Origin of the sequence: Leptospira semungkisensis, assembly GCF_004770055.1 — a bacterium.
GTDB classification, from domain to species: domain Bacteria; phylum Spirochaetota; class Leptospiria; order Leptospirales; family Leptospiraceae; genus Leptospira_B; species Leptospira_B semungkisensis.
Genome location: NZ_RQEP01000019.1, coordinates 660575 through 687074, shown reverse-complemented (window position 1 = coordinate 687074; position 26500 = coordinate 660575). Strand labels below are relative to the sequence as shown.

The 26500-nt window shown below is 44.0% G+C and carries 25 protein-coding genes; 13 read left to right on the top strand and 12 right to left on the bottom strand.

Annotated elements, in window-relative coordinates:
- Positions 1–68 precede the first annotated feature (68 nt).
- The gene (locus EHO59_RS17425; protein ID WP_135589715.1) at positions 69–812 is read right to left on the bottom strand and encodes a class I SAM-dependent DNA methyltransferase; all 744 of its coding nucleotides are present in this window, start codon (positions 810–812) and stop codon (positions 69–71) included.
- Positions 813–879: 67 nt separating this feature from the next.
- Here EHO59_RS17425 and EHO59_RS17420 point away from each other — a divergent pair, with 67 nt between their 5' ends.
- The 4 genes from EHO59_RS17420 to EHO59_RS17405 all read left to right on the top strand — a co-directional run bounded on the left by EHO59_RS17420 (position 880) and on the right by EHO59_RS17405 (position 5327).
- Positions 880–2004, top strand: a complete 1125-nt coding sequence (locus tag EHO59_RS17420) for a hypothetical protein (RefSeq protein ID WP_135589714.1) — start codon at positions 880–882, stop codon at positions 2002–2004.
- Entirely contained in the window at positions 1995–2507 is a 513-nt protein-coding gene (locus tag EHO59_RS17415; protein ID WP_135589713.1) for a chemotaxis protein CheX, read from the top strand. The genes EHO59_RS17420 and EHO59_RS17415 overlap by 10 nt, the downstream gene beginning before the upstream one ends.
- Before the next feature lie 52 nt (positions 2508–2559).
- Entirely contained in the window at positions 2560–3585 is a 1026-nt protein-coding gene (locus tag EHO59_RS17410) for an alpha/beta hydrolase family protein (RefSeq protein WP_135589712.1), read from the top strand.
- A gap of 251 nt (positions 3586–3836) precedes the next feature.
- On the top strand, positions 3837–5327 hold the full coding sequence (locus EHO59_RS17405; protein ID WP_135589711.1) for a flagellar assembly protein A: 1491 nt from the start codon (positions 3837–3839) through the stop codon (positions 5325–5327).
- Position 5328: 1 nt separating this feature from the next.
- On the opposite strand, the gene mtnA is transcribed toward EHO59_RS17405, so the two are convergent.
- Positions 5329–6408, bottom strand: a complete 1080-nt coding sequence (gene mtnA / locus EHO59_RS17400; RefSeq protein WP_135589710.1) for an S-methyl-5-thioribose-1-phosphate isomerase — start codon at positions 6406–6408, stop codon at positions 5329–5331.
- 162 nt (positions 6409–6570) lie between these two features.
- On the opposite strand from mtnA, the gene EHO59_RS17395 reads away from it, so the two are divergent.
- Together EHO59_RS17395 and EHO59_RS17390 are read left to right on the top strand one after the other, a co-directional pair.
- Positions 6571–7590 carry a rhomboid family intramembrane serine protease gene (locus tag EHO59_RS17395; protein ID WP_135589709.1) on the top strand — a complete coding sequence of 340 codons (1020 nt, stop codon included), beginning with the start codon at positions 6571–6573 and terminating at the stop codon, positions 7588–7590.
- A 138-nt stretch (positions 7591–7728) separates the two neighbouring features.
- Positions 7729–8166, top strand: coding sequence for an LIC11177 family protein (locus EHO59_RS17390; protein WP_135589708.1), 438 nt, complete (start codon positions 7729–7731; stop codon positions 8164–8166).
- Positions 8167–8315: 149 nt separating this feature from the next.
- Here the strand turns inward: EHO59_RS17390 and EHO59_RS17385 are convergent, their stop codons facing one another.
- Both EHO59_RS17385 and EHO59_RS17380 read right to left on the bottom strand, forming a co-directional pair.
- The gene (locus EHO59_RS17385; protein WP_135589707.1) at positions 8316–9305 is read right to left on the bottom strand and encodes an HpcH/HpaI aldolase/citrate lyase family protein; all 990 of its coding nucleotides are present in this window, start codon (positions 9303–9305) and stop codon (positions 8316–8318) included.
- A gap of 99 nt (positions 9306–9404) precedes the next feature.
- Positions 9405–10337, bottom strand: a complete 933-nt coding sequence (locus EHO59_RS17380) for an ornithine carbamoyltransferase (protein WP_135589706.1) — start codon at positions 10335–10337, stop codon at positions 9405–9407.
- Between the two features lie 295 nt (positions 10338–10632).
- Between EHO59_RS17380 and EHO59_RS17375 the strand changes: the two genes are divergently transcribed.
- Together EHO59_RS17375 and EHO59_RS17370 are read left to right on the top strand one after the other, a co-directional pair.
- Complete coding sequence (locus EHO59_RS17375) at positions 10633–12258, top strand: peptide chain release factor 3 (RefSeq protein ID WP_135589705.1); 1626 nt, start codon at positions 10633–10635, stop codon at positions 12256–12258.
- A gap of 328 nt (positions 12259–12586) precedes the next feature.
- Positions 12587–13201, top strand: coding sequence for a CsgG/HfaB family protein (locus tag EHO59_RS17370; protein ID WP_135589704.1), 615 nt, complete (start codon positions 12587–12589; stop codon positions 13199–13201).
- 185 nt (positions 13202–13386) lie between these two features.
- Here the strand turns inward: EHO59_RS17370 and EHO59_RS17365 are convergent, their stop codons facing one another.
- Both EHO59_RS17365 and EHO59_RS17360 read right to left on the bottom strand, forming a co-directional pair.
- On the bottom strand, positions 13387–13668 hold the full coding sequence (locus tag EHO59_RS17365) for a hypothetical protein (protein WP_135589703.1): 282 nt from the start codon (positions 13666–13668) through the stop codon (positions 13387–13389).
- A 262-nt stretch (positions 13669–13930) separates the two neighbouring features.
- Positions 13931–16012, bottom strand: a complete 2082-nt coding sequence (locus EHO59_RS17360) for a heterodisulfide reductase-related iron-sulfur binding cluster (protein ID WP_135589702.1) — start codon at positions 16010–16012, stop codon at positions 13931–13933.
- Between the two features lie 212 nt (positions 16013–16224).
- On the opposite strand from EHO59_RS17360, the gene mqnC reads away from it, so the two are divergent.
- Both mqnC and EHO59_RS17350 read left to right on the top strand, forming a co-directional pair.
- Positions 16225–17325, top strand: coding sequence for a cyclic dehypoxanthinyl futalosine synthase (gene mqnC / locus EHO59_RS17355; protein ID WP_135589701.1), 1101 nt, complete (start codon positions 16225–16227; stop codon positions 17323–17325).
- Positions 17326–17356: 31 nt separating this feature from the next.
- The gene (locus tag EHO59_RS17350; protein WP_135589700.1) at positions 17357–17767 is read left to right on the top strand and encodes an LIC11299 family lipoprotein; all 411 of its coding nucleotides are present in this window, start codon (positions 17357–17359) and stop codon (positions 17765–17767) included.
- On the opposite strand, the gene EHO59_RS17345 is transcribed toward EHO59_RS17350, so the two are convergent.
- From EHO59_RS17345 to EHO59_RS17335, 3 genes are all read right to left on the bottom strand, one after another.
- Positions 17703–18965: a GGDEF domain-containing protein gene (locus tag EHO59_RS17345; RefSeq protein WP_135589699.1), complete on the bottom strand. Its 1263-nt coding sequence runs from the start codon at positions 18963–18965 to the stop codon at positions 17703–17705. The genes EHO59_RS17350 and EHO59_RS17345 overlap by 65 nt on opposite strands.
- Before the next feature lie 227 nt (positions 18966–19192).
- Positions 19193–20029 (bottom strand): GerMN domain-containing protein, encoded by an 837-nt coding sequence (locus EHO59_RS17340; RefSeq protein WP_135589698.1) that lies wholly within the window; start codon positions 20027–20029, stop codon positions 19193–19195.
- Between the two features lie 55 nt (positions 20030–20084).
- A complete protein-coding gene (locus tag EHO59_RS17335) occupies positions 20085–20756 on the bottom strand; it encodes an HAD family hydrolase (protein ID WP_135589697.1) in 672 nt (223 codons plus the stop codon).
- Positions 20757–20854: 98 nt separating this feature from the next.
- On the opposite strand from EHO59_RS17335, the gene EHO59_RS17330 reads away from it, so the two are divergent.
- The 3 genes from EHO59_RS17330 to EHO59_RS17320 are packed head-to-tail and all read left to right on the top strand — an operon-like array spanning position 20855 to position 23927.
- Positions 20855–22126, top strand: coding sequence for a KamA family radical SAM protein (locus EHO59_RS17330; protein WP_135589696.1), 1272 nt, complete (start codon positions 20855–20857; stop codon positions 22124–22126).
- Positions 22126–23253, top strand: a complete 1128-nt coding sequence (locus EHO59_RS17325) for a D-alanine--D-alanine ligase family protein (RefSeq protein ID WP_135589695.1) — start codon at positions 22126–22128, stop codon at positions 23251–23253. The genes EHO59_RS17330 and EHO59_RS17325 overlap by 1 nt, the downstream gene beginning before the upstream one ends.
- Complete coding sequence (locus tag EHO59_RS17320) at positions 23250–23927, top strand: iron-containing redox enzyme family protein (RefSeq protein WP_135589694.1); 678 nt, start codon at positions 23250–23252, stop codon at positions 23925–23927. Before EHO59_RS17325 ends, EHO59_RS17320 begins: the two co-directional genes overlap by 4 nt.
- Here EHO59_RS17320 and EHO59_RS17315 read toward each other — a convergent pair.
- From EHO59_RS17315 to EHO59_RS17305, 3 genes are read right to left on the bottom strand one after another with little or no spacing between them, the layout of a single operon-like run.
- Entirely contained in the window at positions 23924–24271 is a 348-nt protein-coding gene (locus EHO59_RS17315; protein WP_135589693.1) for a DCC1-like thiol-disulfide oxidoreductase family protein, read from the bottom strand. The two genes, EHO59_RS17320 and EHO59_RS17315, sit on opposite strands and share 4 nt — an antisense overlap.
- A complete protein-coding gene (locus tag EHO59_RS17310; RefSeq protein WP_135589692.1) occupies positions 24268–25452 on the bottom strand; it encodes an acetylglutamate kinase in 1185 nt (394 codons plus the stop codon). The genes EHO59_RS17315 and EHO59_RS17310 overlap by 4 nt, the downstream gene beginning before the upstream one ends.
- A gap of 18 nt (positions 25453–25470) precedes the next feature.
- Positions 25471–26385: a THUMP domain-containing class I SAM-dependent RNA methyltransferase gene (locus EHO59_RS17305; protein ID WP_425460251.1), complete on the bottom strand. Its 915-nt coding sequence runs from the start codon at positions 26383–26385 to the stop codon at positions 25471–25473.
- Between the last annotated feature and the right edge of the window lie 115 nt (positions 26386–26500).

Below are 26500 nucleotides of genomic sequence, written 5' to 3'. Positions count from 1 at the left end.
TTCCTCCGGATGGCAATTCTGCATTCTAGTTTGGAACCTGGGAAGAAATTTTCAGAAATCGAAAGAAATCAGGAGCTTTTCTTTTTTAGAACGAGGATCATTCTTCCTGCGTTGCTTTTGAATTTGATCTCGCTGTAATTGGAGTAAACGTGTAGGATCTCCATCCTATGCTTTGCGAGCATTCTTTGGAATTCCGTAAGAAAATAGGCTCTCATCAAGTGCTTGTCCTTGATCTCTTTGGAATTCATATTATAAATATAATTCACTTCGACTACTGTGGATTGGTCGGCTCTGACTAGACGAAATCCTCTATTTCTCTGAATGGTTGCCGCCTTTGTCTTGATCTGAGAGACCGGGCCGATTGCTTTTCTCTTGATCTTGCGTAGAGGTTCCGCATTCCAAACTTCTAGGACTGCGATGCCCGCAGGCTTTAGATTTTGCTCCAGGTTCTTTAGAGCCGATTCTACTTCTTCGTTGGATAATAAATAATTAAAGGAACCGAATAGACTGATGATTGCGTCCCATTTTTCCTTGGACTTATAATTCTGCATCGCGCCGACTTCGAACTTACAATGAGAGTATCTCTTCTGAGCGACTTCTATCATTCTGGAAGAAGAATCTACGCCTCTAGATTTATATCCAAGACCTTGGAAATGGGTCACATGTTCTCCCGTTCCACAACCCATATCTAGAATATTGCGAACTCTGTGTTTACGGAACAAGCGATCTATGAATTGGGTTTCCAATTCGAATTTTCTCGTGTTCTTTTCTATATCGAAGTAGTATTCTGCCAGTTCGGAGTAGAGTTTCATAGAAAAATCGTTTGAGCTAAGTGGTTAAAAGCCCGTTACATATAGTAACGGAACGGAGTCCTCTAAAATGCAATTTTTCACCGCTTTTTTTCCATCTATCGGCGATTTTCCCTTAGCCTCCGCTTCCTTTTCAGTCTGGATGGACGGCGAAGTTCTCGCCTTAGGCGGAATCTCTTTCACACTTCTGTCTCTTTTCGGATACGTAGTTCACTCTCAGATCGATAAGAAAGAAGAGAATGTATCGGAAGAAGAAGGAACTTCTTCCTTCGTTGGCGAACAAGAAGTTGCAACCGGATCCGATTTAGCTGAGCAAAACCAGTTCCAGAACAAAGAAGAATTCGTCGGCTTAGAATCTTCTTCTTTTCATTTAACAAGAGCAAACGAAGAAAAGAAAATATATATAGAAGAAGCTGAGTCCCAAGAATTTCTCTGCCATAGATTCTATTTTCCGATCGGCGGAAAAACATACGAAGCGATCAAAACTTTCTTGGATTCTCTTCCTTCTTCGAGTGGTGAGAATTGGGAAGTTCTTCTTTATAATACCAAGTCCAGATTGGAGATCGTTGCCAGTAAGACAGGGACTATTTTAGTTTTTCCTTCTGAAACAAGAGAAGGCTCCGAGATTGTGCCTGGAACTGTTCTTTGGAAATTAGAATGGGAATCTTCTCCTTTAGGAGAAGTAAGAATGATTTCTCCCTCTTCTACTTCTTTAGGAGATGCGGAGATGGGACTTAGGCTCGATAAACTCGTCGAGCAATTGATACTCGCAGGAGAATCCCAGGACGAAGAGACAGGATGGGGAACTTACTCCTTCTTCTCCCAAAACTTGGAAGAGGAAAAATCGGAAGGCGAAGATCCTAAAATCCTGGTATTATTGGAATTCGAAGCGGAAGTGAATCTTCTCTCCGATCTTAAAAGTTTCGGACGCTGGTGGAATAGTAGAATGGAAGGTCGTTCTCCCTTATCTAGGATCCGTAAGAATCGGGCAGCTGGAATTCTTTCTCCAGGTGATTGGATGAGATTCCAAGAGTCTCTTTCTGGCCTTATGGAATTCTTAGGACCGGATCGTGTCCGATTGAATGTGGGAGCAGGTGTTCGTATTCGAAAAGGAGACTCAGAATGGGAGTCCCGCGCCAAAAAAGCATTACATTCTTCTAAAGAAGAAGGACCAAATCGTTTAGTATGTCTTTAAACATAGACCCGTTACTCGATGAGAAATTCATTCTCACTATCTCTCAGATCTTTCCGGAATTCTTAGAGAAGAATCTGGGAGTCCAGGCGGTGAGAGAAGCGTTCGGTCCTTCCAAGAACGAAGGGCTTTGCTATGAGAATTGCACCTCCGTTTCTTTCCACGGGGAGGCGACCGGGCAACTTTTCCTTGCTATGGATGGTTATACTAAGCTTAAACTTCTTCCTAAGATTGCCCGTTCTTTTCATATAGATCCGACCATTCGAAGCCATGCAGCATCTATCATGCTTGAATTTGCAAACCAGATCTGTGCGGAATTGATCTCCGAAATGAAATTGGGAAGATTCAAAATGGACATCCTTCCTCCGGAGAATTTGAACAATAAGTTAATTCCGATCGATTTGGAACATCATAGACAATATATTCTTATCTATTTCTTAAAGGATCAGGATGCGAAAGAATATTTGGGACGTATCTATCTCATTCTTCTGATGCAAAAATATTAACGAAAAGAACTGGAAAAAAGAAGGGGAAGAAAGAAACTCGTTTGCGCTCCTGATGTTAGGCTACGTAGTACAAGGATTTCCTTTTCTCTTAAAATATGCGGAGATGATCTCTTCTCCGCCCTCTGAGATCTCCGAACAAGAGATTTCGATTCCCGGCTTTCCAACGTTTCGCACAAAGATCTTTTCTGCTTCTCCCAATTCTCCCTCAGTCTACCTGCAACACGGGATGAGTGCCAGAGGGATAGACGATCCAAGGATACTGACCCTTGCCACACATCTGAAGAATAGCGGATTGCAGGTGTTCCTACCGGAACTTCCCGAAGTAAAAGAGCTTAGGATCGTATCCGAGACTGTCTCGAATATAAGGGCACTCTTCGATCATTTTGCAAAAAAGGAGAAGAGACCAATTTCCTTTCTTTCCGCTAGTTTTTCTGCGGGGATGGGAATGGTAGCCTTAGCCGGAAAGAAACAGCAGGAGCTTCTGGATTCGGTCCTTCTTGTGGGAACTTATTCTGATTTCAGCCAAACTCTTCCTTTCATCCTATCCAACTACGAACAGGATCCGTATGCGGTACATGTTCTTCTTTATAATTATATTTCCAAGATCCGCCCTGAGCTAAAGAATTTAGAAGAATTCTATTATCAATCAGCGTTAGACAACGGGCTCCATCGCACCGGGTCGGAAGAAAAGGCTCCTGGACTTTTTCCGAAACTAGGGGATCAGGAGAAGGAATTCGTGTCCAATGTTCGTTCGGATGCCTCTTTTCGGGAAAGTTTAGCGGGTTCTATTCTTAAGATCCTTCCCAAGGACTTTATCAAAGACAATTCTCCTTGCAATTTCTTGGAAGAATGGAAGGCTCCTACCGCGTTATTACATGGTTTTGATGATCCAGTGATCTCTCCTGCCGAATCCGAGGCCTTGTATGAGGTTTTAGGTAGGAGATCCTACATGGATTCCATCTTCTTAAAGTCCAGATTGATCACTCACGGGGACCATCTTCCCTTTTATACGCAGTTAGGGGAGATTCCTAAGCTGGCCGCTGTTTGGGGATTTTTTCTAAAAAAAACCGGTATCTAATATTGTTTACGTTATATTTTCCGAAAATATTCCGTCCTTAAGTATAGACCTCCTTTGTCTTTTTTTGGTCCTAAGACCCTTGTATAATTGGAGCAAGAGGATATAGTGAGGGAACGTAATTAAAACGCGAAAAGGAATAACCAGCCGGTTCAAATTTTTATTTCCTAAGAGCTAAACGGTTTTTAGGAACGGATTTCATCCGAACAAAAAAATGCGGATAAATCTAAGATCTGGATTGTTGGCCTGGTAGTATGGTTGTGAGTACAGAACAGACCCCGGGTGTGTCGGATCAGGAAACAAGTTGGGACAGCGTATTCAGTCTGAAGATAAGCGCGGACGGCTTATCTGCGGATTTGACAATTCGTCCCGGGATGATCAAGGGACGTGCGCTCTCGACTAGTGTTATTCTAGAGTATCTTCATAATAAGGATATTTCCCAGGAACGGATCCTCGGGGACAGTATCTACCAAAGCCTTAAGCAACTCCAAACATCCACTTCCAAAATGGATTTTTCACCTGTCTCTGCGAGAGTGGCCGAAGGATTTCCCCCTACAAGAGGAGAGGACGGCTGGGTCAAGTTCTATCATCCTCAGGCACAACGAGTCAAGATAGACGATAATGGACACGCAGATTATCGAAATATCGATCGCTATATTTATGTAAAAGCAGGAGAGAAACTCTCCACACTTTTCGAAGGGATCCCTGGCAAACCAGGAATGGATGTTTTCGGAAAGCCGATTGCTCCTCCTCCAATTAAAAGACCGAAACTTACGATCGGAAAGAATGTACAAGAGAAGGGACTGGTTGCTGACAACAAGCCTCTTATCGAATACTTTGCCACCTGCAACGGCGCGATCTTCTCTACGGAAACTTCTATCACTGTTTCCCAAGAATTGCAGATCGATTCCAATGTTGGGATCGGAACCGGTAATATCAACTACGACGGAAACGTTTTAGTAAAAGGGGACGTAGAGCCTGCGACTTCTGTGAAGACCCAAGGGAATCTGATGGTCAAAGGAAATGTGGAGACTTCTGATCTAACGATTGGAAGAGATCTAGAGGTTTCCGGCGGGATCAAGGGAGATTCAAAGACAGTCATCAAGATCAGCGGACATCTTTATGCAAAGTTCATTGAGAACGCAGAGATCGAAGTAGACGGAGACGTAGTAGTCGAAGGTTTTATTTTAAATTCCAAGATCCATTGTTTAGGAAATGTGATCCTAAATGGTTCAAGTGGAAACTTGGTTTCTTCTAATGTAGTTGCTTATATGGGACTGACTTGCGCAAGTCTTGGTTCTCAAGCAGAATTAGATACAGTAGTAGAGTTAGGATTCCATTACAGAAACGAAAGGGCATTCGAAGATTTGACCAAAAGATTGCAAGTTGCAGAGAAGGAAATGGAAAAGATTCTTCCAAGAGTGCAACAGATCAAACAGATGGTGCAAAGATCTAGAGGGCAGATCCCTGATGACAAGAAAGAAGGCTACAGAAAGGTCTTTGAAGAATACAATCAGAAGAATAAGTTCATAGAACTGGTAAAACAGAAGATAGAAGTACTTAAGTCTTCTCGCTTCAATCCGGGAGAAGTGCAACTAGTTGTTCGTAAAGGTGCCTTCAAAGGAAGCGTAGTCAAGTATAGAAGGCAGGTAGAAAAAGTGGATAAATTCCAGTCTGCCTTCATGATGAGATTCCAGCCGGGTCAAGACAAGGCCGCGATGGTTGCCATCAAACCTCAGAAATAGATTATCCGAATACTTTAGAGATATCCTCAGGCTTTACGATCCCTTTCTCTGTGATGAATGCGGTGATCAGACTCGCAGGAGTCACATCAAAGGAAGGGTTGAGTGCTTTTACTCCTTTCGGTGCAATGACTCCTTCTTCTAAGATGGGTTGTCCGTTTTCCTTTTTTAAAAAGTTCAATCGGGTGACCTCATCTTGGGTTCTCATTTCGATCGGGATATGAGAACCGCTCGGGATCCTGAAATCAAAACTCTTTTCTGTCGCAGCGATATAAAAAGGAACTCCGTGGTACTTTGCAAGAACCGCTAAGGGATAAGTTCCGATCTTATTCGCAGAATCTCCGTTAGCCGCGACGCGATCGACTCCTACTATCACTGCGTCTATTTTCTCGGATGCCATGACCCAACCCGCCATACTGTCCGTGATGAGAAAACTTGGGATCTCTTCCTCCATCAATTCCCAGGCAGTAAGTCTTGCTCCTTGTAAATAAGGACGGGTCTCATCCGCGTATACGGTTAGATCGTGTCCCGCTTCTTTCAGAGAACGAATGACTCCTAGGGCGGTTCCATGTCCTGCTGTAGCTAAGGCACCGGTATTGCAATGAGTGATGATCTTTAGTTTAGAAGGAGAAGAAGGAAATAAACTCACTCCGTTCTTTCCTAATTGTAAATTGTTTCTCAAGTCTTCTTCGTAAACGGAGATCGCGAAGGATTCTGATTCTTCTTTAAATGTTTCCCAAGAGATGGATTCGTATTTTTTTTCCGGAATTCTCTGCGCAAGTTCATCGAAGGCTCTTCTTAGATTTACCGCAGTAGGGCGCGACTCGATAATCTTGGAGAATACATTTTGTAATTCAGAATAACTAGGCTTGGACGAGAATTTTCTAAGCTCCAAGACCGCGCCAAAGAGACCAGTGATTGCAATTGCAGGAGCTCCTCTCACCACCATCTCTCGAATTGCGAAGATTGCGTCTTCTGCATTCTTTGCAACGAACCATTCTTTCTTGCCTGGGATCTGTCTTTGGTCTAGGAGTCTTAGATTTTCTCTTTCCCAGAAAATTGGGCGCAGATTCTCTTTTTTCATTTTTTTTACTCCCTCAGGCTAAAGCAGGCCTATCGATTCTACGATGATTAGAATGTGATTGAAATCATCACCCAACTCCCTGGGGATGAGGACGAACCGGGGCCATTCCCGCCCCGGCTTTGCCTACTTGACTAGGATACCAGTTCCTTTAATCCTTACATAATGGCAAAGAGAAATCCGATCACAGGTCCGAAGCTTTTCGGGTTCTCACTGATCCATCCCCTAAATTTAGTTCTGCTCTTCAATATTTTCGTCTGGGTCCTTCTCATGTTAGAAGGAGGAAGGGGAATCATTACCTACTATTTCGGCCTGAACCCTAGCCTAGTGGTAGAAAAGGGAATGTACTGGCAGGTGTTCACGTACGGATTTCTTCATGTAGTGGGAGAGGATTTGTTTTCTTCCCTAATGCATATTGGGATGAATATGTTCGGTCTCTATACAGTCGGATTTTGGGTCTGTCGATATATAGGCGCCTGGAAATTCCTGGGCATCTACCTTCTCTCTCAACTAGGGGGAGGGATCTTTGTAGTCCTTTTTTCTTATATAGGATGGACGACTGGACTCGTGCCGGAACATTCCATCTGGGACAGCTATCATTCTTCTACAGTGGGAGCGAGCGGCGGAGTCTTCGGAGTATTGGCTGCGTTCAGTATCTTATTCCCAGAGGCAAGATTTGCATTCCCACCTGTGAGAGCCAAATTTGCTCCTTGGCTTTTGATCGGGATAGGATTCGCTTTCGACTCTTATTCCCTTCTTCAATTCTATAAGACTGGAGGAAGTTCCCAAAGTATATTCGGGATGATGAGTAATTCAGGACACTTGGGAGGAGCAGTATTCGGCCTATTCAGTCTTCTTGGTCTTAGGAAAATTTGGGGAGAAGGAAAATCTCCTTTGTTCGTTCGCCGTTGGGAAGAAAAAGAAATTTCAGAAGAGCCAAAGCCTCAGCAAAAAACAGGCGATCCTTTTGAAGCACAGATCCGAAAGAACAGAGAACTATTAAGTAAGCTGTATGGGATCTCGGATGCGAAAGAGAAGGAGGATGTTTTGGCGCCCATACAATCGGAGAATGCGAACCTATGTCCTCCTGGAGATTACAATCCTGAGGATATGTTTTGTCTGCGCTGCGAATGGCTTCAAAACTGCGAATTGAGAAAATTAAAAAGAAGTCTTCCGGAGTCTTGAAAGTATTTACGTCTTTGGGACGTCTATCTTCTATATAACAAGAGTAGAACGGAAATTTCTGGACATAAATTTTATAAGTCCTTAGAATAGGTTCCGTTCGAAGATTCGGACTTAATTCCTTTGGGGAACTCGGTAACATTGGCAGATAAAAAGAAAACGGTTCTTCCCGACGTACTGATGCGGGAAAAGCTACTCAAAGTTGCACTAGACGAGAAGGCAAAAGCGGCACGGGTCATAGGGTCGGAAAAGAAAGATATAGATCCTAAGAAGGACGACGGACCAGGTTCTAAGATTTATAAAGCAATCGAAGAAGCCTTGGTCGATTTAAGATATTATTTTTTAGAAGGCGAATACAGAGACAAGGTCGCCGATTTATTCAATAGGAACGAGGCTCAGTTCGATAGATTGGGGATCACTCCTAGACGATTCTTGGATTTCGCAAGAGAATCCTTTGATCGGTTCAAACAACTCCAGAAAAAAATGCCTTTGGAACCGATGAACAAAAAAGGTTGGGATTATCTGGAGAGAAGCTTGCTCGAACTCATCGGCAAGTTGAACGAAAAGTTCAATAAGTAAGCTGTAGATAAAGACTATATATAAGCTGTTACGAACGAATCGATAGAGTGGGATCTAAGAACTCTAACAAAGACTTCGAATGCTCTCTCTAAAAATAAAAAAGCCGCGAAACACTCGCGGCTTTTTCGTTTTTGATCCTGGATAAAAGATTAGAAGAATCTTTTTGCAGCTTCTTCCGGAATTGCAATGCCGGTAAGCTTTGCTTTTTGAAGAACTTCCCAGAAGTAACGGTAAGTTGCTCTGTCGTGAAGATCTCCGTCGTGTTGGATCGGTCCCCATTCTGCGTCTTGTGCTTTTACAAGGATAGCAGCAGAGGTTTGTACTTCACTATAATCAGGAGCCATCGCATCCAAGATCGCTTGGATCTGAGTTGGATAGATAGACCACATACGAAGGAATCCGAACTCGTCATGAGCTCTCTTTGCATCTTTATACGTTTGGTATTGGTTTTTCAGGTCGAGGGTTACGTTGTGAGCAGGGATCACACCGTGAGCCAGTGCAGCTGCTACGCAGCTAGCTTTTGCTCTTCTTAACAATTCGTGGTCGAATTGTCCTGGGCTCTTCATACAAGAAGCCGGAATTGCTCCGTGGTGTCCTGAGATGAAGTCCATCAGACCGAAATCCACAACTTGCATCCAAGGAAGCGCAGCAATCTTGTCCACATCAGCGAGTGCTCCGTGAGTCTCGATTAGAACGTGGATTGGGATCTCTCTAGTGATTCCGGCTTTCTTAGCAGCACCTTGGATATAGGTGATCATTTCTTCTACTTGAGAAGCTTTGGTAGGCTTAGGAATGGTGATGTATGCGATCTTGTTTCCTGCACCTGGAACGATAATGTCTACGTCTTGTTTCCAGAAAGCGTTGGTGTAGTCATGAATTCTCACACCGCTCATATTGTGCTTGTTCAGCTCGGAGTTTTGGATGCGAACGATCATCTCCGCATGTTCTTTCTCTTTTCCGGTTTGAGCGCCGTCTTCGCAGTCCATGGTGATGTCGAATAGACCGCCCAGCTTATTTTGGAATTCGAGTGCTTTGGTGATCAGCTTTTCCGATCCGGCAAAATGTTCGCAGGCTGGAATAATGGGGAAGGGTTTTTCTCCTTCGAATAATGCATCCTTAGGATGGGGTAATTTGGACATACAAGTACCTGTGTTTCCGATTTTTAGCCAAGCTCGGCTGTCTCAGAACAGGGTTTTCGGGGAAGGCCTTCCAGGCAACGGATTTTTGGAGGCTTTGTCCTAGGCTTCGAGGAGCTGTAGGATGACTGCCTTCTGCGCATCCAAACGGTTCTCTGCCTGTTGGAAGATGATCGACCTGGGACTTCTCACCACTTCTCTTGTGATCTCGTAACCTGAATGGATAGGCATATCGTGCATCACCTTTGCCTTGGTCTCCTTGAGTAAGGCCTCGTTGATCTGGAATGGCATCATGAGTTCCATTCTTTCCTTCTTCTTATCCGCAAATGCAGGATCGTTGAAGAATTCCATGTCCACCCAAGTATCTGTATAAATATAGTCCGCATTTTTGACTGCACGGATCAGATCCGTTTCCCAATGGATGGTTCCTTTCTTCTTAGCTCGTTCCATTGTTTCTGCATCTATATTCTCTTGCTCTGCAATTGGAGTGAGAAGGGTCAGTTCGATCCCGAGTGCAGAAGTGATCCCGATGAGAGAGTTCACAACATTATTATGGACGCCTATATAGGTCACCTTCACCTCTTTGAGAGGCTTGGTATTGTCCATGGCGATGGTCAATATATCCGCAAGGGATTGGCAGGGATGGAATTTATTGCAGCAACCGTTGATGACTGGGACTTGAGAACCTGACTTGAGTTGCAATAGGTCCTCGTGCTTTCTCATCCTTGCCATGATCACGGATACGTTACGTGAAAGATATTCTGCCTCTAGATCTATATCAGAAAGCTGGAAGTTAGAAGACATCCAATCCAAGTAGATTGCATGTCCTCCCATCTCGGTCATAGCGACCTCGAAGGATACCCGAGTACGGGTGCTTGTCTTTTGGAAGAGCATAGCCAGAGTACGACCGGTCATGTGGCCTAGATAATTGGCTCTGTGGTTCTTGACATAGGCTGCAAATTGCAGCAAGTCCAGGACCTCAGCGTCGGACCAATCGTTCCAGGAGATAAGATGTTTGATTTTAGGACTTTCCATGACTGTCGTACGGTTCAGTCTAGAAAATCATTCGGTCCTCTTTCGACAATCTGAAAACCCAAGGGAAGAAGGAGAGAGGAAAAAGGGGAGGGAAACAAACTCCCTCCCTAAGTGTTTTCCGGGGAAAAAAGCGGTAGTAACATGTCCTGGATCCAGGATCAAGAGTGCCGAAATATACAATCGGACGGTTACGAAGTTTTTACTGTAGGAATACGAATCCGTGAATATTCCAGGGGGTTTTCGTGCTGACAAGGGCCGAAGTTCCAAAAACGTATTCCTAAGAGAGAGGAGCACCGTGTCGGAAACCGCAACAGGCCAGAAAACCGTAGAGGATGAGACAAAGCGTCGTAGGACCTTCGCTATCATAGCCCACCCGGATGCGGGAAAGACAACTCTAACTGAAAAGCTGCTTCTATACGGAGGCGCTATCCAGCTCGCAGGAGCAGTAAAGGCCCGTAAAAACAGAAAGGCCGCTACTTCCGATTGGATGGAAATGGAGAAGGAGAAGGGGATCTCTATCACTTCTGCGGCACTCCAATTCGAGTATAAGAATCATGTATTAAATCTTTTAGATACTCCCGGCCACGAGGATTTCTCGGAGGATACGTATCGCACACTCATCGCAGCGGATACCGCAGTGATGGTGTTAGACGCGGGAAAGGGAGTAGAGCCTCAAACAATTAAGCTCTTTAAGGTTTGTCGCGACCGAGGGATCCCGATCGTTACCTTTGTGAATAAGATGGACAGACCCACCAAGGTCCTATTTGCGCTCTTGGATGAAATCGAAAAGGTCCTGGGGATCACTGCGATCCCAATGGTATGGCCAATCGGTACTGGAGTGGACTTCAGCGGAGTCTACAACCGAGTCGATAAGAAGATCTATACCTACGACAAGACTCCGGGCGGTTCTCAGAAATCCGCCTTCCAAAGTTCAGGAGTGGAAGATACAAGCCTCGACTCCATGTTCGAAGACTGGGTGCTCAAACAATTTAGAGAAGAAGTAGAACTCGTCGAAGACGGAATCGGTTCCTTCTCCTTGGAAGCGTTCTTAGAATCTAAGATCACTCCAGTATTCTTCGGATCCGCAGTGAACAATTTCGGGATACAGTTATTCTTAGATCATTTCTTAGAGATCGCTCCTCCTCCTCTGTACTTTCCATTGAAGAATGGAGATCGCTTAGATCCGATCACGACTCCTTTCAGTGGATTCGTGTTCAAGGTCCAAGCGAACATGAATAAGGCTCACCGAGATAGGATTGCATTCCTAAGAGTGTGCTCCGGAAAATTTGAAAGAGGATTGAACGTAAACCATGGAAGACTTGGAAAGCAGGTGAAGTTGTCTTCTTCTTTCGCTTTCTTTGGACAGGACAGAAACACTGTGGATGAGGCGTATCCGGGAGATATTATCGGGCTCGTGAATCCTGGAACATATTCGATCGGAGATGTTCTCGCTACCGGCAAGGTTCCCGATCTAAAACCATTACCTGTATTCGCTCCCGAAATATTCGCGACTCTTTCCTGTGTAGAAACAGGAGCGCTGAAGAGTTTCAGAAAAGGAATAGAGCAGCTCGCAGAAGAAGGGATCCTTCACTTATTCACTTCTCAAACTGTGGGAGGAGGACTTCCTGTCATAGGCGCCATGGGGCAATTGCAATTCGAAGTCTTTCGAAGAAGATTGCAGGACGAGTATGGAGCTCCTACAAATATCAATGTTCTACCATACCAAGTCTCTTGCTGGCTATTAGAAGAAGATCTGCCAAAGATCCCTCTAAGTTCCAACTTAGTGACTGACAGTATTGGAAGGGCAGCTCTTCTATTCGATTCGGAATGGGAAAAGGGTTATTTTCAGAAGAAGAATCCGGAAATCCGACTCTTGGATTATCCAACTCAAGATCTTTCTGAGTTGAATCCTGAATTCTAAAGTTCGAAACAGTTCCCACAAATAAGTTCGCGATAAAAATCGCTTGTTGAGAAAAGATTTTCGTGGTAGCAAGTGCTTCCACCGCTTCGCTCCCGGCCCCCACCCAATCAAGGGTGGGGCTACCTTCATTTCACATCAATGGCGTTTTTGCTTCGCTTTGCTCAGCAACCCTTTCGGGTTTCTCGCTCTCTACGGGTCGCGAGAAAGGGCGGGGCTACCTACCAATAACAGTTCCCACAACTTCCACGAATTTACTTGAAGAAAAACCGCAAGAGAGATATTTCTCCTCCGACCCTTTATATAAATATCAACTGAATAGGTAATTCAAATGCGACGTTTTGTACAATTCACCCTTATGTTCGGGGTGCTTTTGCTTTTCGGTTTCGGAAATTGCAAAAGTCTCCCGCGTTATGATGCTCAACTTACTGCGAATGCAGAGATTAGCAAGGCAACCAATGCCAAATACATAGTCTTTCCTTTCGAGTTTGCCGAAGGATTGAGCCTCAAGGAAGTTCAGGAAAATAATCAAAAGATCGTTTCTCAAAGAAATAGAGAGAAAGCTGAGGCAGCGCTTTTTGCGGCAGGTGCTACGGTTTTAGAAAGAAGCAAGGTAGATAAATTACTAAATGAGATCACCTTGAGTAAGACCGGCATCACTGAATCTGATGGTCTGAACATCGGTAAATTGCTGAATGCAAACTATGCAGTCTTTGGAAAGGTCACGAACTACGGAGTCGCAAGAAGAAGGTTGCGTCAACATTTCGCGGCTGAAATTATCCTTAAAGGGGTGAATATAGAGACCGGAGTCATTGTGTGGGAATGTATCTTAAAAGGACATTCTCCTTATAATAACGGGCAGCAAACATTGTTAGATACTGAAAACAAGCTCTATGAACAGTTTACCAAGAAATTCAAAGAAAAAGCTGCCAATCCGACCAACTGAACTTTTTTGAAAATAATTAATTTCCAGTTGGGATGACATATATCCCTTCGTCGGATATACTGTATTTGCACCAGATGATTCAGGGCGGGATGGAAACATTCCGCTATTTTTTTGTCTGCGCAGTCCGCCTTTATAGAATTCTTAAAGTAGTCTCTACTTTTTAGAAATAGAGACTACTTCATATCCTAACGTTTAACCGGCACTGCGGAATTATTTACCCAACCTGCACCTTGCGCTGCAACATAAGCTGCTTTCTTATTGCAACCAGTCACACCGACTTGTCCATTCCCAGTGTTCAATTCGGACAACACTCGAACTTGGATTTGGTCTTTTGGACAGTCCATATCGAAGGAAGCTCTTTCCAGTCCAAAGCGGCGAAAATGTTCTTCCGTATTCATCGTAACACAGCCCGAAAACATCAGCCCCACAATGGATAGCTTGATGATCATTAATAATTTATTGTTCATATCAATATCGATTTATATTACTTAGTCGTGAACAATAAATAAACTATCATGAGTTGTATAAAAATTAGGATCAGAAAATTTATCAGCACAAGAAATTGTGAGCAAAAGTCTGATTGAATGGTTGTCGTAATATATTATGATTTCTTAAATTATATGGTTATCAAAACAAACTAATTGGCGCTTTGAAAATCTTCTCCGAATAATAAAAAAGCCCCGGATTTTACTCCGAGGCTTTTTGGATCTCAATCGATCAGTGAGAAAACTATTTCAAGTTTTCTGCAACTAACTCGGCGATATCTTTCACTTTTACTTCTTCGATCTTTCCTTCTTGTTTTACGCCGTCTGTGATCATAGTGATACAGAAAGGACAAGCGGTTGCGATCGTAGTCGCTCCAGTATCCAGTAGCTGATTAGATCTCTTGAAGTTGACTCTTTCGCCATGCTCTTCCATCCACATCTGAGCTCCGCCGGCGCCGCAGCAGAGTCCTTTTGTATGGTGGTCGACAGGCTCGGCCAATTTTCCGCCGGAAACTTTTTTGACCAGGTCTCGAGGATTCTCGTAGTTGTCGTTATATCTTCCGATATAGCAGGAGTCGTGGTAAGTGAACTTGCCTGCATTTGCATCTTCTGCAACACCAACTTCGATCTTTCCGTCTTTTGCAAGATCGTTGATAAATTCTGAGTGGTGAACCACTTCGAAGTTACCGCCGAACTGAGGATATTCGTTTTTGATTGTGTTGTAGCAGTGAGGACAAGCGGTTACAACTTTTTTCACGTTGTATCCGTTCATGGTGTCCACGTTCGATTGTGCAAGAGTTTGGTAGAGATACTCGTTACCACCTCTACGCGCCGAATCTCCGGAACATCCTTCTTCAGTTCCTAAGATACCGAACTTAACATCGGCCTTCTGCATAATTTTAACGAAGGATTGTGCGATTCTCTTGTTACGATCATCGAAAGCTCCAGCGCATCCTACCCAGTAGAGAACATCCACATTGGAATCTTCTGCCATGGTTTTCACGCCTAAGCCTTCTGCCCAATCTGCTCTTGAGTGAGCCGCAACTCCCCAAGGGTTGGAGTTATTCTCCATGTTTACGAATGCGTTTTGAAGTTCTGCTGGGAATTTGGACTCAGCCAATACCAAGTGTCTTCTCATTTCCATGATCGCATTCACTTGGTTGTTTCCTACTGGGCAAGCTTCTACGCAAGCATAGCAAGTAGTGCAACCCCAGAGAGCTTCTTCGGAAAGTCCTTCGTAAGTGTTGATGACTCCTGTATCCAATGCGGCAACTGCGTCTGCAGCTCCTTCTGGATTGGATACTCTGATCTGTGCGACCTCAGGCATTTTGTCCATAAGGGCATGTTTGAGTTCAACAATGATTGCTTTAGGATTTAGAACCTTGCCTGTGCGGTTTGCAGGACATTGCACTTGGCAGCGTCCGCACTCGATACAGGAAAGTCCGTCGAGTAGGTTCGGCCAAGGGAAGTCCTCTACTCTGTTCACTCCCCAAACTGCAGTCTCATCTTCCAGGTTGAGTTTGGAAAGAGCGCCTTTAGGAGTATCTGATTGTAAGAAGTAGTTAAATGGTGCGAAGATTAAGTGAGCATGCTTGGAAGTAGGAACATAAAGCATGAATGCGAATACGGAAAGAATATGCGTCCACCACATGATCTGGAAGACCAGGTCAGCAGAAGAATATTCGATGCCGATTGCTTCCCACACGGAACCGATTGCGGATGCGATCGGAGCAGCGTCATGGAAAGGATCAGCGTAGATTGCACCTACAGATCTTGCTCCTTCTCCCAAGAGAGTAGAGAGCATAAGAATGGAGATCATTCCGATCACTACTGCGGATGCAGGAGAATGAACATCTAAGCCTTTTGCTTTTTGGATCCAACGTCTCCAAGCAAAGAAGCCAAGGCCAACGAGCACTAGAACCGATACGAATTGCAGAGCGAATTCGTAGTAATAGTTCGCAGTCTCGCCGAAGACGCTTCCGACTAAGGTGAATTTGTAAGGATCATCCAAAGCATAACCGAATACGCCTGAGATAAACTGGCTTGTGGTATGCAGTAAGTATGTTACGAATCCGTAAAATACGAATGCGTGCATGATACCGCGTAAAGGTTCTTTAAAATTCTTCTTTTGTAGAATTACGTTTACTACGAAGCTTTTGATCCGAAATCCCCAGTTGCGGTGCTCTAGGAAATTTTCGGTGCCTTGGGCCTTTCTTGCATTAAAAACCAGATTCAGTCTGTAAAGAACGGCGCGCACGAACACAACGTTCGCTACGGCAAACAAGGCCGTGAAGATCACATGGAAGGCGATTTGAGAAATAGCCATAGTTTTTCAGGTTACCCTTTGTATTTGGATGGTCTTTCATAGCACCCTAAAGACGGGGAAGCGCGCTGTCCAGGAAAAAAGCGATTGCAGTCGCATGCATCCTATCCAACTGCGACTCTGTCGCAACAAATAAGAATCCAATCGAAAAAGGAGGTGCATTTTTGCGGAAATAGAAAATCTTGAAGACTAAGGAAGAAAACATTCCAGTTCAGATGAGCCAAATATTCCCGAAACACTCTACAGATTCTATATTAGAAAAAGCCTTAGACGGAGAAAGGATCTCTCCTCAGGAAGCCTTAGAATTATATAAGGAAGGGGACCATCTCAAGATCATGGCAACTGCCAGAGCCTTGAGAGAAAGGATCCTTCCTGCTACGAGCGCGAGTTATACGATGTTTAGGGTCGTAAACTATACAAACTATTGCAATGTAGAATGCAGCTTTTGCTCTTTCATGGATGAGATCGGGAATGGAAAGGGCTATGTTCTTAGCAAAGAAGAGATCTTAGAAAAGATGGACTACGCGGTTTCGGAAGGAGCCGATCAGATGTTCTTGCAAGGCGGGGTCTATCCGGATCTTCCTTTCGATTATTATTTGGATGTGATCTCTTCCGTAAAGGCAAAGTATCCGGACATGCATATCCGTGCCTTCTCTCCTGTTGAGATCATCAATTTGGAAAAGATCACAGGCAAACCTCTCTTTGAAGTATTACAGATCTTGAAATCAGTCGGGTTGGATTCCGTTCCCGGAGCAGGAGCTGAGATCTTAACCGATAGAATGAGAAACATCATCTCTCCTAAGAAAGCGACAACGGAAGAATGGGTAAGAGCCATGGAGACTTGCCATGAGGCAGGACTTCCCGGAAGTGCGAACATAGTATTCGGTTCCGAAGAAACTCAGGAAGAAGTTATCGAGCATCTTACTGTAGTCCGAAATCTGCAGGATAGAACGGGAGGATTTCTCTCTTTCATTCCTTGGACTTTTCAACCTCAGACGAAACGATTCAAAGTGCGTGCGGTGTCCACCATGGAATACCTGAAAGTTCTGGGAATCTGTAGAATCTTCTTAGATAATATTAAGCATATTGAAACTTCTGTGATGGTTCTCGGAAAAGGTGTGGGGCAGCTTGCTCTTGTGAGCGGTGCTGACGATATTTCTTCTGTTGTGATCGAGGAGAATGTTCTTCGTTCCTTCGGATTGAAAACGGAGAAAGAAGCGGTCAAGTTCCTGAAAGAGGGCGGCTTCACTCCGAAGCGCAGAGACCTTATGTACAATTATGAAAGATATGAGGGAAGGGAATTATCCGCAGTTTAATTCCGAAAAGTCCGTTTTAAAAGAGGTTAGAATGAGAAGTTCTAAGAATTATAAAATTCTAATGGGGATCGGGCTTAGCGTTCTAATCTCCTTGTCCTTGAATTGTTTGCCGGCACATCACGAAAGAGTGCTTATGGAAACTGGAGTGAGTGTAAAGACTCTCGGACCGCATAAATACCAGTTCATCGCAATCGGAAAGGCATCCATTTCTTCGGTAGAGGATCAGGATTTGTTTAAGATGAAAAAGACTTCCTGCGAAGCGGCGAAATTACAGGTCACCCAGAGATTGGATGAACTGGAGCCGGAGCAGAAGCATAGGCTCTTCTTCTTAGAGCAGAAAGAACAGAAGTATTTCGGGGACGGAGAATTCTGCGAGCTTACTTATATATACGAACTTCCTCCCGCCAAGAAGACGACGACTCCGGCGAAGGAACATTCTTAAAGTTCTGTTTAGAAGCTTCTACGATCGTAACTCTGTTTCTACCTGCTGCCTTGGACTTGTAAAGCCCGCAGTCTATGCTTTGGTAGAGATCGTCGAAGCTAAATTCCTCATCATAGGATAGAATTGTAGCACCGATAGAAACGGTAATCCTCACTTGTTTTCCGTTCGCATCCAGAACGGAAAGTGGATGATTCTCTACTCCCATACGAAGTGATTCGCAAAGAGTTTTTAAGCTCTTAGGATCCACAGAATCCAAAAGAACACAGAATTCATCTCCTCCGATCCGAGCGCAAATATCAGTGGAACGAACTCTGGATTTCATTACGGCGGAAAGAGTATGAAGTGCCTCGTCTCCGACCCTATGGCCATATCTATCATTGATATCTTTTAAATGATCCAGATCCAAGATCACGAGCGCCATTTGGAACTTATGACGTTTCGCTCTCTTCTTAAAGATATCGAATTGCTCGATCAGATATCTACGATTGTAGAGATCGGTCAGATCGTCTAGATTGGAGATCATACGGATCTGAAGATTCTTAGCCTTCAATCTGAGAATGGCACCGGAAAGCTTTCTCTTATCCCGGTAATCCATGGTTCTCCAATAATTCATGACCACATTCCCGAAGGTTCCCACAAACAAATAGGTGAGAAGAATAGGGAATTCCTTAAAGGACTCTACCTTGGACTCCCCCAGATAGCAGATCCCAAAGAACATCAGGCAGAATACTAAGTTAGTTGCCACAGCTGTAGTAGTCGTCAGCCAGAGGAGCAAGTTCATACTAAGAAGAATTGCGGTGGCCTGATGAAGATAGATATCGTAATGAGCCCTGTCCAAATACAAGAATGGAAAGAAGGAGACGAGTAAAGTAGAGGAAGTCCAAACTTTGTAGAATTCTAATTTTTTAGGGACCCAATCCTTTTTGCGTGCATGTCTCCAGAGAAATATCAGAGAAAGAACGATTAACGTAACTCTACTGGATTGAAGAAGTATAAGCGAATCCCCGTTGAATGTGCGTGAATCCGGTAGAAAACAAGTGAAAAGACTGATCAGGATACAGAAGGAATAGTGGGCTACCAAGGATTGCCGGATTTCACTCCAGTTCGTCTCTAAAAATCCTTGGGGATATCGATTGAAAAAGATCCGTTTAGATAGAAGACGGATTCTTCGGTCTATGCCAGGGAACCACTTGAACATTAGCTTTCATTTCCGCATGGAAGATCATCTAAGGATAATCTCCATAATAAGACCACGAATCGAATATAACGTTACTCGGAGCAAGAAAGAATCAAAAATAAGGAAAAAAATTCTGGCTAAAAGATTGTCGTCTTTGGCAGAAGAAAGGAAATATATATCTCAAGTGATAAATAAGGAACTTGGAAAGAGAGAAGTAGTCGTATCAAACCTTTATCTCCGAAGTCGGATTAGAGGATTGCTATCTTTCTCGGGTTCTTTGTCAAAACTTCAGGGATAGGAAGTCCCACTCCTCCCAACGAACGAACCTGCTTTCCATTGATATAGAGACGGATCCCTTTTAGGTTCAGGTTTTCTAAGAGGCTATAGCAGATCTCATCCACTCTATCTTTCAAAAGTTCGGGACCGGCTCCTGCTTCGAATTCAGGACTGAGAGAAAGTTTTAAGATCCCATTCTCCACAGCATACTCTTTAGAATAATCCATTTTGGAAGGAAGAGCATTCAGCACTCCTTGGCTTTTTTCTTCTGCCAAAGGACCTTTTGTAAGTTCCTTCAGGATAAAGAGCACCTTATCACCTTGCGTATGTTTTCGTTTTACTTCTACAAGTCTAGAGTGGCTCTTGTTTCCCTTTCCAAAGAATTTCAGATAATAGAGTTTTACTTCGCCTGGAGAATGATCCAGTCTAGAGACAGCAGTTGATGTGCTAGGCCTGGTTTCTTTCGGATTATCTACTACAGGAATAAAGAGTTCATCTGGATCGGAGGAATCTGCCTGGGAGGTCTCGTCGGAAGGGTGGTCTCCGTTTTGTAGTAACTCCGACAGGATTTCGTCCTCTGCCTGGTCCATGATCTGTTCATGGGATTGTTTTCCCGGGTTTTGTGCGTTCGGAGGAAGCGGAGTATTCTTTCCGGTAGTTCTAAAATGAGAGAAGAAGGAAGAAGAAGATCCTTCTGTTTGCTGGCCGGAAGAAGAGACTCCTCCTGTGGACTTATCCAATAAGACCAGTACGAATAGGGCTCCCGTCAGGATATACAAGAGTGATTTGAGTTTATCCGATTCGGGCACAATGTAATTTTCGGCCGAAGCGTGAAGGGCCTTCTCTCTTTTTCGGAGAAAAGGCTTAGAATAGGCGGTCTAGGTCTTCTAATTGGGCCAGACTGACTTCCCAGTCGGGGATTTCTCCCTCGGGTGCGTGGCCATAGGCGCAAAATGCGAATGGGACCTGGTTCTTTCTGGCAGCCTCGTGGTCTGAGCTTCTATCCCCGATCATAAGGATCTCGTCTGGTGAGAGAGAATAATCTTTCAGATACTTTGCCACGATATCCGGCTTGGTCTTGATCTCTGAATTGTCCAGGACCACTACCGGATCGAATAATTGCAGAATGTTCGCGACTTTGAGAATGGTTTCGACGTAGGGTCTTCTTCCATTAGAGGCAGCCAGGATCTGATAGCCCTTATTCTTGAGGGAAGTGACCGTCTCTGTGACCTTAGGATAGAATTCTCCTTCTCCTTGTAGTATCTTCGACACTAAAAGTTCCAGAACAGAATCGGAGATTTGATCTCTTTCGGATTCCTGGAGTTGAGGAACCAGGTTCAAGAAGATGGTTTTGACAGGTTTACCGATTTCCAGCATGATCCTTTCTCGGTCAGGGACCTCGATCGGGATCCCGGAGTTGATGGAGAATCTGCGGATCGCTTCCGCATAGGTTTCGAGTATGATTCCTTCAGAGGAAAACAGGGTTCCGTCCACATCGAAGGCGAGGGCACGGATTCGTTTAGGATTCCAATCCATTGGCAATACCATCCTTTTGTCAGGGGAAATCGGGGCATTCCTTTTTTCCTTCGCTTGATTTTCCCCGGCGACAGAGGAGGATGGGAAAAGAGTTCCGGATGGAAGAGATCGTAAAGAAGGAAGGGGTTCTGGGCTTAGAGTCTCCCGAGCAAGAGAGAATGAATCTATATTCTTCTCTGGATTGGAAGGACTATAAAAGCCAACTCAGGAATCGGGTCCGTTCTCAGGACTTACATAAATACTTTCATCTCACTGAATCCGAGAAGCTGGGTATCCAAGATACCATTCGATTGAATGTCGGAGCGACTCCTTATTATCTTTCTCTTTCCGATCCGAATGATGAGAACTGTCCGATTCGCAAGATAATCGTTCCTAGGCAAGAAGAGGCATTCTTTTCTCCCGAAGAAGCCATGGATCCCCTTCACGAAGAGGATCTTTCTCCTGTAAAAGGGCTTACTCATATGTATCCGGATCGAGTATTACTTTTTTCTAATCATGAATGTTCCGTGTATTGCAGGCATTGCATGAGGGGAAGGAAGGTCTCCGATAGTTCCGAAAGAATGGAAAGCGAAGACCTGGAGCGTTGTTTTGAATATATCCGAGATCATAGCGAGATCTCTGATGTGGTGATCTCCGGAGGAGATCCTTTGAATCTTTCGGATGCAAAGCTAGATTGGATCTTGGAAAATCTCGAAAGAATTCCTCATATAAAGATCTGTAGGTTGGGAACCAGGAACCCGGTCACTCTTCCTATGAGGATTACGGATGAACTTTGTAAGATCATAGAGTCGCATAATACGGATCGATTATCAATTTTTTGTAATACTCAATTCAATCATGAGAAGGAATGCACCACTGAGGCCAAGGAAGCCATCCTTAAACTCTTGAAGGCTGGAGTCAGTATAGGAAACCAATCCGTAATTCTGAAGGGAATTAACGATGACGGAGAATCCATGCTTCGATTGCACCGAAAGCTGTTGGAGATGAGGATCAGAGCGTATTATATGTATGATCCGGAACTCATTCCAGGTTCTCGCGGGTTCCGAACTCCTCTTGCAAAAGGCATTCAAATTATTGAATATATGAGGGGAAAGATCGCTGGAATGGGGATCCCTCAGTTTGTGAACGATCTTCCTGGTGGTGGGGGAAAGATCACTCTAAGCCCGAATTGGTATCTCGGATTTCATAGAGATAGCCGTAATCACGTGTTTCGTTCTGCAGTTCGAGGAACATATCATCTCAGCCCAGAGCCAGTCGGAAGTGAATATGATGATTTTTATCCTTCTCTGGATTTGGAAACTTGGGAAAAGATCCGAGAGAATTTGTATTCTGTGACTCGAGGGCTTCGTCTTGAAGAGGAAGGATTTTAATGTCTTCTTCTTATCCGAATGTTATCATCGTAGCAGATATCCAGGATCCTCAGTTCGAGAAGAAAAATGTTCAGGAATGGGAGGATTTGGAATCCGTTTTAGAGATCCGTTCCCGTTTGGAAGAATTAGGAGAGAAGGTGGAGATCATAGAATCTCCGTCGACGTTACTACAAAGACTCTCCGAATTTTCGAACCTTTCTTTCCAAGAGCGTCCTGTTCTATTTCATTTGGTAGAAGGATTCCAGTCTAGAAACAGGGAGGCATTGTTGCCCGGAGTTGCCGAATTCTCAGGCTTTCCTCATACCGGATCGGATGCTTACGCACAAACTCTGAGTTTGGATAAACATCTTTCCAAGTTAACCGCTTCTTCCCTTGGGGTTCCAACCGGCTCTTGGGGAATTTTGGATGCGAATCTTGTCGAAGATACTACAAAGATCGCGGACTTCCAATCGACTTCCGGCAAGTTTCTCGCGACAAGAGGCTTCCAAGGCTCTCGACTTCCTTTGGAATCGGAATTTCCTGTTTTTATCAAGCCAAGGTTCGAAGGTTCTAGTTTAGGAATCGGAGAAGAGAATCTGATCTTAGGCCCTTCTTCTTTGCAGGATTTTTTGGAATCTAAATTTCAAACTCATTCTTCTTGGATCTGGGAATCTTATTTGCCGGGAGAAGAATGGACTCTTGCGGTGATCGGTTCAGCCAAGTTAGGTTACAAGGTAAGTTCCGTGGCAAGAATCGATTTGCAAGATTCTACCGAGGATATTTACGGAGAGATCACTAAGACGAAACTCTCCATGCCGGAAAAATTGCATTTCGATCTGGACAAAGAGAGAAGTCTTCATATGCAAGAAGCCTCTTTGGAATTATGCAAATTTGTGGGAACTTCGGGCGCTGTCCGTTTGGATTGGAAATCGGATAAGAAAGGAAATCCGAATTTCTTAGAATGGAATCTGACTCCCGGACTTTCTTCGTATTACAGCAGTTATCCGATTTGTTACTCTCATGACTTCGGATCCTATTCAAAATTACTTTCTGAATTATTAATGATCGCTAGAGAAGATTTCACTACGGAAAGGTTTTCCTATTCCAAACAAAAAATAGAAAAAGAAACGGGGCGATATTCCAGATGAACGCTTTTAGAGAAGAATTAATCCTCCAAGTTACCGAGCATCCTGTTCTTACTTCTAATTCTTGGTTAGAAGAAAAAGAAGAAAGAATGGAGAGATCCGATCTATTGCTTTGGCTCAAGCAGGAATATTTCGTTTCAGTCGCCTTCGTGAATTGGTTCTTAAATACCGCATCTTTGACAGATCATGTTCCTTCTAAGATTGTACTCGTGCATAATATTTGGGAAGAATTAGGAGAAGGAAAAGAAGAAGATTCCCATGTTTCCATCCTACGAAAATTTCTCTCTGAAATGGGAGAAGTTGCAACTGACCAAGACCTTCTTTCCGAAACTGAAAATTATCTTTCTTTAATGAAGAAGATCACTACTACCGATTTTTATGCCGCTCTCGGAGCACTCGGGCCTGCAAACGAATATCTCTTGAAATTGGAATATTCCAGAATGTATGCCTCGTATCGAGATCTAAAAACTCGAGTTCCTCTCCCAGAAGGAAAGTTTTTCCAAGTAAATCTGGAAGCGGACGAATCTCACGCGGAGAAATTGTTTCGTCTGATTGAATCAGTGGCAACCGATTCGGAAAAACAGGAAAGAGTGAGAGAAGGCAGTCGATTGGCCTTGGATGCGAGACTTGTATTCTACGAAGGCTTGCAGAGAGTGAGTGGCAAGGTTCTCTATTAAGATCTTGTTTTGAATGCTTTTAGAAGGCTCATTACGAGCATTCCTAAGATTGGGACAAGAGGCAAATAGAGAAGGGGAGAAAGCCATCTCCAACCTCTAAGAGAATGAGAAAGTCTTCGCACCGCAAAGAATCCCGGATATCTCATATTTCCAAACACATACTGCACATTCCCTTGCGCGATAGATCTGTCCAAGCTTGGGTGGATCTCTTTTAATTCTTCCGTAGAAAGATTACGAAAACTTAAAAAACGGATCTCTTGGTCTAAGGATTTTTTGGAAAGCCCTGATGCAAGGTCGGAGCAGAAGGAGCAGTCTCCATCATATAAAAAAACATTTTGTTTCATATCTGAACTGTGCTTTGTTTTTTAGGCTCCAGGTCTTCTGGAAGATTTCTAAGAAAATCGCAGACTGCCGGGATCTCTTTCTCGTTTAGACCGATCCAGAAATAGATCCAGATGCCTTCTTTTTGAAGACCGCTACATTCTTTTGCATACCATTTGGAGATAGTGTTTTCTGCTCTTGCTCTCCAAAAAAGGACCGGAGCCTTTTTTCTCATTTCGTCCCAGATATCTCGGCCTACACCTTCTCCTCTTGCAATTTCGTTCACCGCAAATTTGGAGAGAAAGGTTCCCCAAGGAGTGTTCTGCAAGAGAGCGCAGCCTTTGTATTCGGATTCGAGAACTATGCCTGAGAATTGCTTCTCCCAGAATCCTCCTTTCAATCCTCTTCCAAAGGAATCTTCGATCAAAAGGTTTAATCTGGTTTGGTCTAAGCTTGAAAAATCAGAATGATATTCGATCTTATTCTTTTTTCTGACAAGGGTCCCGCTTCCCTTGATGGTAAATAATTCCTTTAATAATCCGGGAGCAGAAGTGATCGCTATCTGTAAGTTTGGATCACTTGAGAGAGAGAATATCTTTTTGCATTCCTGGAATAGTTCCTCGTCTTCATCACCGAGTTTTTCCTCGGATTCGAAATCCAATATTGATATTTTCTTATTTTCTAATGTATGTAAACCGCTTCTCGCAGTAAGAAGGATAAGTTTCTTTGTCTTAAGTTCCTTGCAAAGATTTCCTAAATAAGGATATATCTCCGCTCCTCCTTGGTCTGTTACAAAGACTGGGATCTTTTTTTCTTTTAAGGAAGATCGAACCGAATCCAAAGCCTGGCTCGGGTTTCGGAACCATTTTGCAGGAAGATTTCTGGAGCCAGGAAGACTTTCTTCCTCCGTCATGGAATCCTTGATGGACTCTAGGCTGATCTTAGAAGAAGGGGAGCGATAGAATAGATTTGCATAAGAGACTCCGTCCTTCTCTAAGACTACGACAGGGAACAATTGCAGTTTTTGTAATAGCTTAAGATTGTATAAGAAAGCTTCCGCTGACTCGGTCAGTGTCTCGGAACTAGCATGGATCACCGCAAACTTCTCCGGTTCCAAGGAGCGAAACAGTTTTAAGAACTGAAAGCTATCCTTGGAATTCTCGGTAACTTCTAAGAGTTTTAGGAGGATCTCCTGGTGGTTCATCTCTCCCGGGATTCTCGTTCAGTCGATCTGGTAGGCAACTAATTTTCCTTTCAACTTGGCGATCGTAACTGACTGTTCCTTATCGGATTTCAGTTTTAGATAGCCTAAGAGAGAAGGATCTCCAGCAACTATGGAGATATAAGAGCCTTGAAAATTCTTCTTCAAGGATTCGCCCCAGCTCGCATAGAGTTCCGAAGCAGATTCTCTATCTCCGATTCGGACTCCATAAGGAGGATTCGTGACTATCTTGCCTTGTTTGAATTCGAAATCTTCCGAAGGCTCTTCTGCAGAAGCGACAGTCCATTGGATCAGATCGGCAACCCCAGCTTCCTTTGCATTCTTCTTAGCGAGTGCAATTGCTTCTTCTGAAATGTCCGAGCCGAACAATAGGACTTCTCCTTTGGATTCCCATTCTTCTTTAGCTTTGCAAGGTCCGAATAATCTAGTAAATATGCTGGATCTAGAAAGGCTTTTGTAATTTACCCAACCGCCGTTTCTCATTCTGAGTGCCGCTTCGATAAGTAGAGTGCCTGAACCGCAGAATGGATCGTAAAGTTTTTCTCCCACTTTCCATCCGGAGAAACGAAGAAGGGCCTGAGCTAATGTTTCTCTAAGCGGAGCCTCTCCTCCCTCTCTTCCATGTCCTCTTCTTTGGAGAGGCTGAGGGTGAAGTGCCAAGAATAATTTCACATGGTCCGTACGAGAACGTAGATAGAATAATACTTCTGGCTCTTCTCTGTCCGCTTCCGGCAATTCCAGGCCTTGGGCTCGGAATCGATCAAAGATAGCGTCCTTTAGTCTGTATGTCGCGTAACGTGAATCGGTCAGATTGTCTTTCGTGGTCGCGTCTATTCTGAATTTAGTCTTAGGAGAAAGTAACTTCTCGAACGGGAACATTGCCGCGACCTCGTACAGATCGTCCGGTCCTTGTATATCCTTCCAAGAGGAAAGTTCGAAGCTGATCCCCGAGGCAATCCCAGAGCTTAAACAAAAATCCCGTACTTTCTTAGCGGGCCCTTTGAAGTAGACTCCGCCTCGATTTTCGGAT

Excerpts from the sequence above, each read along its gene's own strand:
- mtnA (WP_135589710.1), bottom strand. The coding sequence starts at position 6,408 with ATGAAAAAAGAGAATCTGCGCCCAATTTTCTGGGAAAGAGAAAATCTA.
- EHO59_RS17370 (WP_135589704.1), top strand. The coding sequence starts at position 12,587 with ATGCGACGTTTTGTACAATTCACCCTTATGTTCGGGGTGCTTTTGCTT.
- EHO59_RS17335 (WP_135589697.1), bottom strand. The coding sequence starts at position 20,756 with ATGGATTGGAATCCTAAACGAATCCGTGCCCTCGCCTTCGATGTGGAC.
- EHO59_RS17425 (WP_135589715.1), bottom strand. The coding sequence starts at position 812 with ATGAAACTCTACTCCGAACTGGCAGAATACTACTTCGATATAGAAAAG.
- EHO59_RS17420 (WP_135589714.1), top strand. The coding sequence starts at position 880 with ATGCAATTTTTCACCGCTTTTTTTCCATCTATCGGCGATTTTCCCTTA.
- EHO59_RS17385 (WP_135589707.1), bottom strand. The coding sequence starts at position 9,305 with ATGTCCAAATTACCCCATCCTAAGGATGCATTATTCGAAGGAGAAAAA.
- EHO59_RS17365 (WP_135589703.1), bottom strand. The coding sequence starts at position 13,668 with ATGAACAATAAATTATTAATGATCATCAAGCTATCCATTGTGGGGCTG.
- EHO59_RS17310 (WP_135589692.1), bottom strand. The coding sequence starts at position 25,452 with ATGAACCACCAGGAGATCCTCCTAAAACTCTTAGAAGTTACCGAGAAT.
- EHO59_RS17320 (WP_135589694.1), top strand. The coding sequence starts at position 23,250 with ATGAACGCTTTTAGAGAAGAATTAATCCTCCAAGTTACCGAGCATCCT.
- EHO59_RS17405 (WP_135589711.1), top strand. The coding sequence starts at position 3,837 with ATGGTTGTGAGTACAGAACAGACCCCGGGTGTGTCGGATCAGGAAACA.
- EHO59_RS17325 (WP_135589695.1), top strand. The coding sequence starts at position 22,126 with ATGTCTTCTTCTTATCCGAATGTTATCATCGTAGCAGATATCCAGGAT.
- EHO59_RS17330 (WP_135589696.1), top strand. The coding sequence starts at position 20,855 with ATGGAAGAGATCGTAAAGAAGGAAGGGGTTCTGGGCTTAGAGTCTCCC.
- EHO59_RS17315 (WP_135589693.1), bottom strand. The coding sequence starts at position 24,271 with ATGAAACAAAATGTTTTTTTATATGATGGAGACTGCTCCTTCTGCTCC.
- EHO59_RS17410 (WP_135589712.1), top strand. The coding sequence starts at position 2,560 with ATGTTAGGCTACGTAGTACAAGGATTTCCTTTTCTCTTAAAATATGCG.
- EHO59_RS17395 (WP_135589709.1), top strand. The coding sequence starts at position 6,571 with ATGGCAAAGAGAAATCCGATCACAGGTCCGAAGCTTTTCGGGTTCTCA.
- EHO59_RS17345 (WP_135589699.1), bottom strand. The coding sequence starts at position 18,965 with ATGTTCAAGTGGTTCCCTGGCATAGACCGAAGAATCCGTCTTCTATCT.
- EHO59_RS17350 (WP_135589700.1), top strand. The coding sequence starts at position 17,357 with ATGAGAAGTTCTAAGAATTATAAAATTCTAATGGGGATCGGGCTTAGC.
- EHO59_RS17415 (WP_135589713.1), top strand. The coding sequence starts at position 1,995 with ATGTCTTTAAACATAGACCCGTTACTCGATGAGAAATTCATTCTCACT.
- EHO59_RS17360 (WP_135589702.1), bottom strand. The coding sequence starts at position 16,012 with ATGGCTATTTCTCAAATCGCCTTCCATGTGATCTTCACGGCCTTGTTT.
- EHO59_RS17380 (WP_135589706.1), bottom strand. The coding sequence starts at position 10,337 with ATGGAAAGTCCTAAAATCAAACATCTTATCTCCTGGAACGATTGGTCC.
- mqnC (WP_135589701.1), top strand. The coding sequence starts at position 16,225 with ATGAGCCAAATATTCCCGAAACACTCTACAGATTCTATATTAGAAAAA.